Annotated in this window: 8 protein-coding genes; 3 read left to right on the top strand and 5 right to left on the bottom strand. The window is 58.8% G+C overall.

Annotated features, from left to right (window positions below; translation table 11 throughout):
* Positions 1 to 29: 29 nt before the first annotated feature.
* On the bottom strand, positions 30 to 248 hold the full coding sequence (locus GZ093_RS19995) for a hypothetical protein (protein ID WP_296489413.1): 219 nt from the start codon (positions 246 to 248) through the stop codon (positions 30 to 32).
* 481 nt (positions 249 to 729) lie between these two features.
* Positions 730 to 1,512, bottom strand: coding sequence for a hypothetical protein (locus GZ093_RS19990; protein ID WP_296489412.1), 783 nt, complete (start codon positions 1,510 to 1,512; stop codon positions 730 to 732).
* 227 nt (positions 1,513 to 1,739) lie between these two features.
* Between GZ093_RS19990 and GZ093_RS19985 the strand changes: the two genes are divergently transcribed.
* From GZ093_RS19985 to GZ093_RS19975, 3 genes are all read left to right on the top strand, one after another.
* Complete coding sequence (locus tag GZ093_RS19985) at positions 1,740 to 4,157, top strand: Tex family protein (protein WP_296489411.1); 2,418 nt, start codon at positions 1,740 to 1,742, stop codon at positions 4,155 to 4,157.
* A gap of 69 nt (positions 4,158 to 4,226) precedes the next feature.
* Complete coding sequence (locus GZ093_RS19980; RefSeq protein ID WP_296489410.1) at positions 4,227 to 5,051, top strand: HDOD domain-containing protein; 825 nt, start codon at positions 4,227 to 4,229, stop codon at positions 5,049 to 5,051.
* Between the two features lie 180 nt (positions 5,052 to 5,231).
* Positions 5,232 to 6,698: a hypothetical protein gene (locus tag GZ093_RS19975; protein ID WP_296489409.1), complete on the top strand. Its 1,467-nt coding sequence runs from the start codon at positions 5,232 to 5,234 to the stop codon at positions 6,696 to 6,698.
* A 90-nt stretch (positions 6,699 to 6,788) separates the two neighbouring features.
* Here the strand turns inward: GZ093_RS19975 and GZ093_RS19970 are convergent, their stop codons facing one another.
* The 3 genes from GZ093_RS19970 to GZ093_RS19960 all read right to left on the bottom strand — a co-directional run bounded on the left by GZ093_RS19970 (position 6,789) and on the right by GZ093_RS19960 (position 7,536).
* A complete protein-coding gene (locus GZ093_RS19970; RefSeq protein ID WP_296489408.1) occupies positions 6,789 to 7,034 on the bottom strand; it encodes a hypothetical protein in 246 nt (81 codons plus the stop codon).
* Between the two features lie 97 nt (positions 7,035 to 7,131).
* Positions 7,132 to 7,263, bottom strand: a complete 132-nt coding sequence (locus tag GZ093_RS19965) for a hypothetical protein (RefSeq protein ID WP_296489407.1) — start codon at positions 7,261 to 7,263, stop codon at positions 7,132 to 7,134.
* Between the two features lie 3 nt (positions 7,264 to 7,266).
* The gene (locus GZ093_RS19960) at positions 7,267 to 7,536 is read right to left on the bottom strand and encodes a hypothetical protein (RefSeq protein WP_296489406.1); all 270 of its coding nucleotides are present in this window, start codon (positions 7,534 to 7,536) and stop codon (positions 7,267 to 7,269) included.
* Between the last annotated feature and the right edge of the window lie 62 nt (positions 7,537 to 7,598).

The following is a 7,598-nucleotide window of genomic DNA, read 5'->3' as shown; positions in this document are numbered from 1 at the left end:
CCGCGATGTTTGAGCATTTGCTTGCGCAGTCAACAAGGTCGTTGCAAACTGAAAATTACCGGAAGACGTGTTACCCGGTTTTGAACCACGCCCGTTTTCCAGGCAAAGAGGGCCAGCAGAGAGACCAGTCCGATAAGAATGGGCAGAGCGTAGGTTGAAAAGGCATGCAGTAGCCGATCCAGCCCCTGGTTGAGTTTGTACATTTGCTCCAGGAAGAACTTAGATTTTCTTGGCATTTTGTTGTTCAAGGCTTCGGACCGGGGTCTTCAACATGGTATGGCGGCGCACCATAGCGTCCTTCCTTGGCGGAGAACTCATCCAAAGACGGCTATGCACTTTGTCCTTCCAGTTTGTTGTCCAGCAATGCATATATCGGCAAGCGCGACGATAAATAGACATTAAACCCGCCAAAAATGTACATTAAAAGGATATATGGGGTATTTTTATAAAAAAAACAACATATATATCATCGAGTTGCATCAAAAACATGATGTATTACCTGCAATACTGGATTTGCATGTCTGGTCAATAAGCTGATTGAGACGGCTCGATGACGTGAAACGTCGGCTTCGGCTCTGATTCATTCAGGAGAGACGCGGGATGGCGCAGGCCTGATTGGGTAGCCCGCTGCCAAGGCCTGGTGAGAGGCAAGGGGACCATGCTGGTCCACCTCGCAAGTGGGAGGATGGGGCGATCCGGGTGCTGCTTTGGGCGCCCGGTCATGCATGCTCACATAGGAAGCGTTGCGCCCTGCGCCGCGAATGTCGGCATTGCCATTGGCGGGACATATGGATGAGGTTGACCGCCAACATCCAGATCTGGGTGATCGGTGCGGAAGATAAAGTCAAAAAGAGGGTGTTTGGCTGCGGCCCAGCGTACTTCGGCTGTCTCAACATTGAATAACATCACGCGGTGCGGCAGGTTGCCGGCGTGGGCCAGGGGAATGTAGCCCATGCCCGGAAATACGTCCTCGAACATCAGACGGTCATAGGTCCGATCGACAGGTGCACGGCCCGCGACAACCATCCATTCAATGCCGGTTTGCTGGCAGTACTGAAAGAAGGCCTTGAAGAGCACGGTCGTCACGAGGCGTCCGCCCCGTTCATTGGTCACCCCCAAGCGGGTGGCCTCCGCCAGTCGAAGTGTCTTGAGCCAGGCCGGCAACGCGACCGACTGCTCCAGACAGAGTGGTTTGAACTGGTTGGTCTGGATGCGCATGGTACCCAGCGGTGAGCCGTCTAGTTTCGATTCCGCCAGCAACACCACCACGCCATTGTCGGCGTCCGCGGTCTCAGCGGATCTGAGCGTTTCGGCGAAATCGGGCAGATGGCGGGCATATGCCGAGTGGCGGATCTGCACCGCCTTGCTCAGGTCGCCTTCGTTGCGCACCAACCTGACGGTGAACGGAAGCAGCTCCTCGTTCATGGCGGGTGCGTTTGATGCGCCGACTCGCGGTGAAAGCGTCTTGAGACGATCAGACTGGGCGACTGCAGAGGTGGTTTGGTGGGTCATGGAGTGATTCCTTTGAGGAAAGTTGGTTGAATACGTCGGATGGCCTAATTGGTTTACTCGACGCATTTCAGTCTACGGGGTCGCGCTGGCCTCCAGAAAGCGGTTTCAGCGTCTGGACACACTTGATGTAGGGCGGACCCCACAGGTCAACCGTCGATTCCGCCTATGGCAAACTCGCGGCCTTCAATTCAGTTTTAGTCAGCGCAAGGCTGGCGCCTCTTTCAGTCATGCAGAAAATCATCGCGCAAATCGCGCAGGAACTCCGGGTTCACAACAAACAGGTGCAGGCCGCCGTCGATTTGCTCGACGGTGGTGCCAGCGTGCCTTTCATCGCCCGCTACCGCAAGGAAGCCACCGACGGGCTCGACGACATCCAGTTGCGCGAGCTGGAGGCGCGCCTGGGCTATCTGCGCGAGTTGCGTGACCGCCTGCAAACGGTAATCAAGGCGATTGACGAGCAGGGCAAGCTCACCCCGGAGCTGTTGGCGGCGCTCGTAGCAGCTGGCAGCAAGCAGGAACTCGAAGACTTGTACCTGCCGTTCAAATTAAAGCGCCGCACCAAAGGCCAGTTGGCGCGCGAGGCGGGCCTCGAGCCGCTGGCCGACGCCTTGTTTGCCAACCCGACGCTGGTGCCTGCCGATGAAGCCCAGGCCTACGTGATTGCCATGCGGCCCGTGGTCGAGGGCGAGGACAAGCAACCTGATTTCTCGACTGTGCCCGCAGTGCTGGACGGCGTGCGCGACATTTTGAGCGAACGCTGGGCCGAGAACCCGGGCGTGGTGCAAGACCTGCGCGAGTGGCTCTGGCAAGAGGGGCTGTTCAAGGCCAAGTTGATGGATGGAAAGGATGAAAACCACCCCGATGTCGCCAAATTCCGCGATTATTTTGACTACGACGAGCCGATTGGGCGCGTGCCCTCGCATCGGGCGCTGGCCGTGTTTCGTGGTCGTGGTCTGGAGATACTCGATGCCAAACTCGTGGTGTTTGAGCCAAATCAGGCTGCAGCCCCCGTCGCACCTGAACAAGCAGCTATTAAAACAAGAGTGGCCCCAGCCGTGTCTCTGGCCGAGGGCCGCATCGCGCTGAAACTGGGTTGGAGCTACCAGGGCCGCGCCGCCGATGATCTGATCCGCAAATGCGTTGCTTGGACCTGGCGCGTCAAGCTCAGCCTGTCCACCGAGCGTGACCTGTTTACCCGCCTGCGCGAAGACGCCGAAAAGGTCGCGATCAAGGTGTTTGCCGACAACCTGCGCGACCTGCTGCTGGCCGCACCGGCCGGTCCGCGCGTGGTGCTGGGACTGGACCCCGGCATCCGCACCGGTGTCAAGGTGGCTGTGGTGGACGCCACCGGCAAGCTGGTCGACACGGCGACCGTCTATCCGCACGAGCCGCGCAAGGATTGGGATGGTTCGTTGCACATCCTGGCCAAGTTGTGCGACAAGCACGGCGTCAACCTGATCGCCATTGGCAACGGCACCGCCAGCCGCGAGACCGACAAGCTGGCCGCTGATCTGATCAAGCTGATGGCCAAATCGTCCGAGCGCCTGATGGAAAAAGTAGTAGTCAGCGAGGCCGGAGCCTCGGTCTATTCGGCCAGCGAATTTGCTTCGCAAGAGATGCCCGACGTCGATGTGAGCCTGCGCGGCGCGGCAAGCATTGCGCGGCGCCTGCAAGATCCGCTGGCGGAACTGGTCAAGATCGACCCCAAGAGCATTGGCGTCGGCCAGTACCAACACGATGTGAACCAGAGTGAGCTGGCCAAAACGCTGGACGCGGTGGTGGAAGACTGTGTGAACTCGGTCGGCGTCGATCTGAACATGGCCAGCGTGCCGCTGCTCTCCAGAGTGTCGGGTCTGAGTGGCAGCGTCGCCAAGGCGGTGGTGCGCTGGCGCGAGGCCAATGGTGCCTTTGCCAACCGCCAGCAGTTGTTGAAGGTCACCGGCCTGGGGGCCAAGACCTTTGAGCAAAGCGCGGGTTTCTTGCGCATTCGCGGCGGCGACAACCCGCTGGACATGACCGGCGTGCACCCCGAGACCTATGCGGTGGTGGAACAGATCATTGCCAGAACCGGCCAGCCGGTGGCCGCGCTGATGGGGCGCGCCGACATGCTCAAAACCCTCAAACCCGAGCTGTTTGCGAATGAAAGATTCGGCGTCATCACGGTCAAGGACATTTTGGGCGAGCTGGAAAAGCCGGGGCGTGACCCGCGCCCAGACTTCAAGGTGGCGCGCTTCAACGACGGCGTCGAAGACATCCGGGATCTGAAGGAGGGCATGGTGCTGGAGGGCACGGTGAGCAACGTGGCGGCCTTTGGCGCCTTCATTGACCTGGGCGTGCATCAGGACGGGCTGGTGCATGTGAGCCAGTTGAGCCACAAGTTTGTGACCGATGCACGCGAGATCGTCAAGACCGGCGACATCGTCAAGGTGCAGGTGGTGGAGGTGGATGTCGCCCGCAAGCGCATCGCCCTGACCATGAAACTCGGCGCGGTGCCCAACCGGCAGGGCGGTGCCGGTGACAACCGCTTTCAGGGCGTGGCGAACAACCAGCGCGGCGGGCGTGGCGCTCAAGGCGCCTCGCCGTCCAACCCGCCTGCCACCTCGATGTCATCGGCCTTTGCCAAGCTCAAGGGCGCGGGGCGTTAGTGCTTTCAGTACATAATGATTTTGTCAACCTTTTGCATCCCCCCAATTTGTTAACGGAGTTGTGCCGCCTTGGAACTCAATGCCCTGCTGGCTCTCCCCTTGGCCTTGCCGAGCATTCCCAAGGTGGTCGCGCTCTTGCTCAGCGAGCTTGGGCGCGCTGAGCCGGACCTCAAGACCATCACACAACTCATCGCCACCGACCCGGCCCTCACCACGCGCCTGCTGCAGACCGCCAATGCGGGGTTTTTCAAACTCTCGGGCCACATCAACAGTGTGTCCGAAGCGCTGGCCATCCTGGGCCTGACGCACGTGCGGGCCATGGCCGTGCAGGCCGCCTCCGGTGCCTCGCTAAAGGCCGTGTCAGGCATCAACCTGCAGCAGTTTTGGGCCTACAGCCTGAACGTGGCCAAGCTGTCGCGCTCATTGGCCGGGGTGGTGCGGCAAAACCCGCAGGCCGCTTTTACCTGCGGCCTGATTCATGCCGTGGGCGAGTTGGCCATGCACATCGGCATGCCCGATGAGGTGGCGGCGCTGGACCGAGAAGTCGCCCCGCTTGATTTGCGGCGCGCCAGGCTGGAGCATCGGTCTTTTGGTTTTTGCTATGCGGAGGTCGGGGCCGGCTTTGCCAAAAAATGGCAGTTTCCGCCGGCCATTGTGGACGCCTTGGCGCACCAGGACGCGCCCTTTGAAGACGATGTTTTTGAACCGCTGGCCGGCGTGATCCACCTGGCCACCTGGCGGGTGCGCGCGCGCGAGCTCGGGCTGTCGGCCAACATGCTGGCCACGACCTTCCCAGGCGCCGTGGGCGAGGTCTTGGGCCTGGACATTGACATGGTGCTGCAGCAAGACCCGATTGACTGGTCAGCCCAGGTGCCGGGGCGCTCTCTGTTGTAGGGTGTTTTCATTGGTAAATGCCAATGAAAACAGGGGTGTTTAAGCGTAGCCCGGGCGTGGTTCAAAACCGGGTAACACGTCTTCCGGTAATTTTCAGTTTGCAACGACCTTGTTGACTGCGCAAGCAAATGCTCAAACATCGCGGACACTCTCTCCTTTTGCCGTAGAAGTGAGTCCCAGATGAAGAGCCCCGTGAGCGTTGCCGCCAACATGTCCGCCAACGAGCGCAAGTCCTTGGGTACGTTGGCGCTACTCAAAACACAGCAAGTTACTGATCTGGCAGATCAGCAGGGCGTAAGCCGCCAATTCGTCCACCGACAAAAAAACATGGTGGTGCAGGCAATCGATCAAGCGTTTGCAGCCAAGGCTACCGACGTCTTATTTCACTTGCCGGTAACGCCGCAGTGGCTCGATCAGCTGATGCTATCCCTGACCCTGACCTGCAAAAGTTCTTGCCGCGGCGTGAAAGAATTTATGCGCGATTTGCTTGACGTATCTGTCAGTGTCGGTACGGTTCATAGCCGCCTCCAGGGTGCCGCTGCTCAGGCTGGTGTGATCAATCTTGCCCAAGACCTGTCGCGCATTCACGTGGGCCTGCACGACGAAATCTTCCAGGGCTCCATGCCCGTACTCGCCGGCGTGGATGCGGCCTCAACCTACTGTTATCTTTTGGCTGCGGCTGAGCACAGGGACGCAGACACCTGGGCCATCCACCTGCTTGATGTCTGCAAGCAGGGATTCAATCCGCAGCACACCATCGCGGACGCAGGCCAAGGACTGCGTGCTGGCCAGAAAGTGGCGTTGCCCGGCACGCCTTGCCATGGTGATGTCTTTCACATTCAGAAGCAGTGCGAGAGTCTGGCCAATGTGCTGGCTCGCCGGGCCAAGGGTGTCATCTCCAGACGCAAGGCACTGGAGACTGAAATGGCCCGGGCCAAAGAGATTGGCTGTGGCAATACGTTATCGAGGGAGCTGACGCTTGCGCGTCAGGCCGAGCAGCACGCGAGCCGACTGGCCAAAGATGTGCGAACGCTGGTTGCTTGGTTGAGTCATGACATTTTGGCGCTGGCAGGTCCTGATTTGGCCGGGCGAAGAGTACTGTTCGATTTCATCGCGGCCGAGCTGCACCAGCGTGAACACTTGGACGCAGCCCGGATTCGTCCGGTGCGCCGGGCGCTGGAGAATCAACGCGACGATTTGCTGGCGTTCGCCGCCATATTGGATGCCAAGTTGGAGACAATCGCGCAGAACAGCAAGGTCTCTATCGACTTGGTGCGCGATGCCTGCTTGCTGCAACGAAGGGCTGCGCTGTCGTCCTCCTATTGGCAGCGCTGGAATCAACTGCACGACAAGCTCAGTGAGAAGTTTCAAGGCGTGCTCGACGCCGTGGTGCAGGCAATGAAGCACATCCCCCGGGCCAGCTCAATGGTTGAAAACCTCAACTCACGGCTGCGTACCTACTTCACCTTGCGTCGCCAACTGGGCACGCCATACCTGGGTCTGTTGCAGTTCTTCCTGAACCACCGCACCTATGCGCGCAGCCGCTGCCCCGAGCGGGTAGGCAAAAGTCCAGCGCAATTGTTGACCGGAAAAGCCCATCCGCATTGGCTAGAGCTGTTGGGTTTTACCCGGTTCCAGCGGACCTGATGGTGTAGCTGAAGAGCAAAACGCCGCCTCAGACCCCTATTTAGAAGTCATATTTGACCCGCTTTTTGGGTCGGAAATCCCGCGCCTGTGTTACCCAAAAACGGCACTTTTTGAACCACGCCCCTTTTGGTATTCTTCGAAAAGTGCGCTGACGCGTTTATGGTCGGCCCGGAGCATTGCAGTGGCCTGCGGTGCGCTTGGTGCGTGGGTTGTCTTCTTATTTGTCGATGCGGTCGCTGAGGTTGCCATGGTTTGGTCCTTTAAGGTTGATGTTGCAAAAGTTAGGGCGTGAACAAAGCGATCAAACTGATGATCGGGATCGGCACGCGTTCGCATGATGTAACCATTACGAGTTCACGTCTGTGCGAAAAATAACAGAGAACAGGGATTTCTCGTGACGAAATTTAGTTGTGAAAAGAGGAAGATTTGGCGATCAATGGCGAAGAAATTCGATGACATCGGCAATGAGGCGGACCTTTTGGCTGGCGAACAGTCCATGCGGAGCGTCGTACTCCATCAGCGTCGCCTGCGCGCAGGTCAGACGCAACGGATCGGGTTGCGCCATACCCTACAACAGCAGGGAACCAATACCGATCAGCAGCGCAACCACCACCAGCGTTGTGATAAAACGCGCCTCCATGAAGCCGCGCATGGTCTCTGCGACGCATTGCCAAGCGAACAGCCCGCTGTACGATTCCCGGCACAGGTCCAAGTGCTCCCTCAGACCCGCCAACTCCATTGGCGATGTGTCCGCGGTATCGCCAAACGATGCGGTGCTCCAGGACGGGGGGGGCAATAAAATGAGGGGTTCTTCATCGATTCCACTGTTAATTTTCATTCACTCCAGCAGAATCCAGTTTTAAAAATTGATTGACCGAGCCATGAAAGACACCGCGCTGT

Origin of the sequence: Rhodoferax sp. (genome assembly GCF_010365055.1) — a bacterium.
Lineage (GTDB): Bacteria > Pseudomonadota > Gammaproteobacteria > Burkholderiales > Burkholderiaceae_C > Rhodoferax.
Note: the sequence above shows the minus strand (reverse complement) of the source record. Positions and strands in the feature narration are given on the sequence as shown.

Excerpts from the sequence above, each read along its gene's own strand:
- GZ093_RS19990 (WP_296489412.1), bottom strand. The coding sequence starts at position 1,512 with ATGACCCACCAAACCACCTCTGCAGTCGCCCAGTCTGATCGTCTCAAG.
- GZ093_RS19985 (WP_296489411.1), top strand. The coding sequence starts at position 1,740 with ATGCAGAAAATCATCGCGCAAATCGCGCAGGAACTCCGGGTTCACAAC.
- GZ093_RS19975 (WP_296489409.1), top strand. The coding sequence starts at position 5,232 with ATGAAGAGCCCCGTGAGCGTTGCCGCCAACATGTCCGCCAACGAGCGC.
- GZ093_RS19970 (WP_296489408.1), bottom strand. The coding sequence starts at position 7,034 with ATGCGAACGCGTGCCGATCCCGATCATCAGTTTGATCGCTTTGTTCAC.
- GZ093_RS19965 (WP_296489407.1), bottom strand. The coding sequence starts at position 7,263 with ATGGCGCAACCCGATCCGTTGCGTCTGACCTGCGCGCAGGCGACGCTG.
- GZ093_RS19960 (WP_296489406.1), bottom strand. The coding sequence starts at position 7,536 with ATGAAAATTAACAGTGGAATCGATGAAGAACCCCTCATTTTATTGCCC.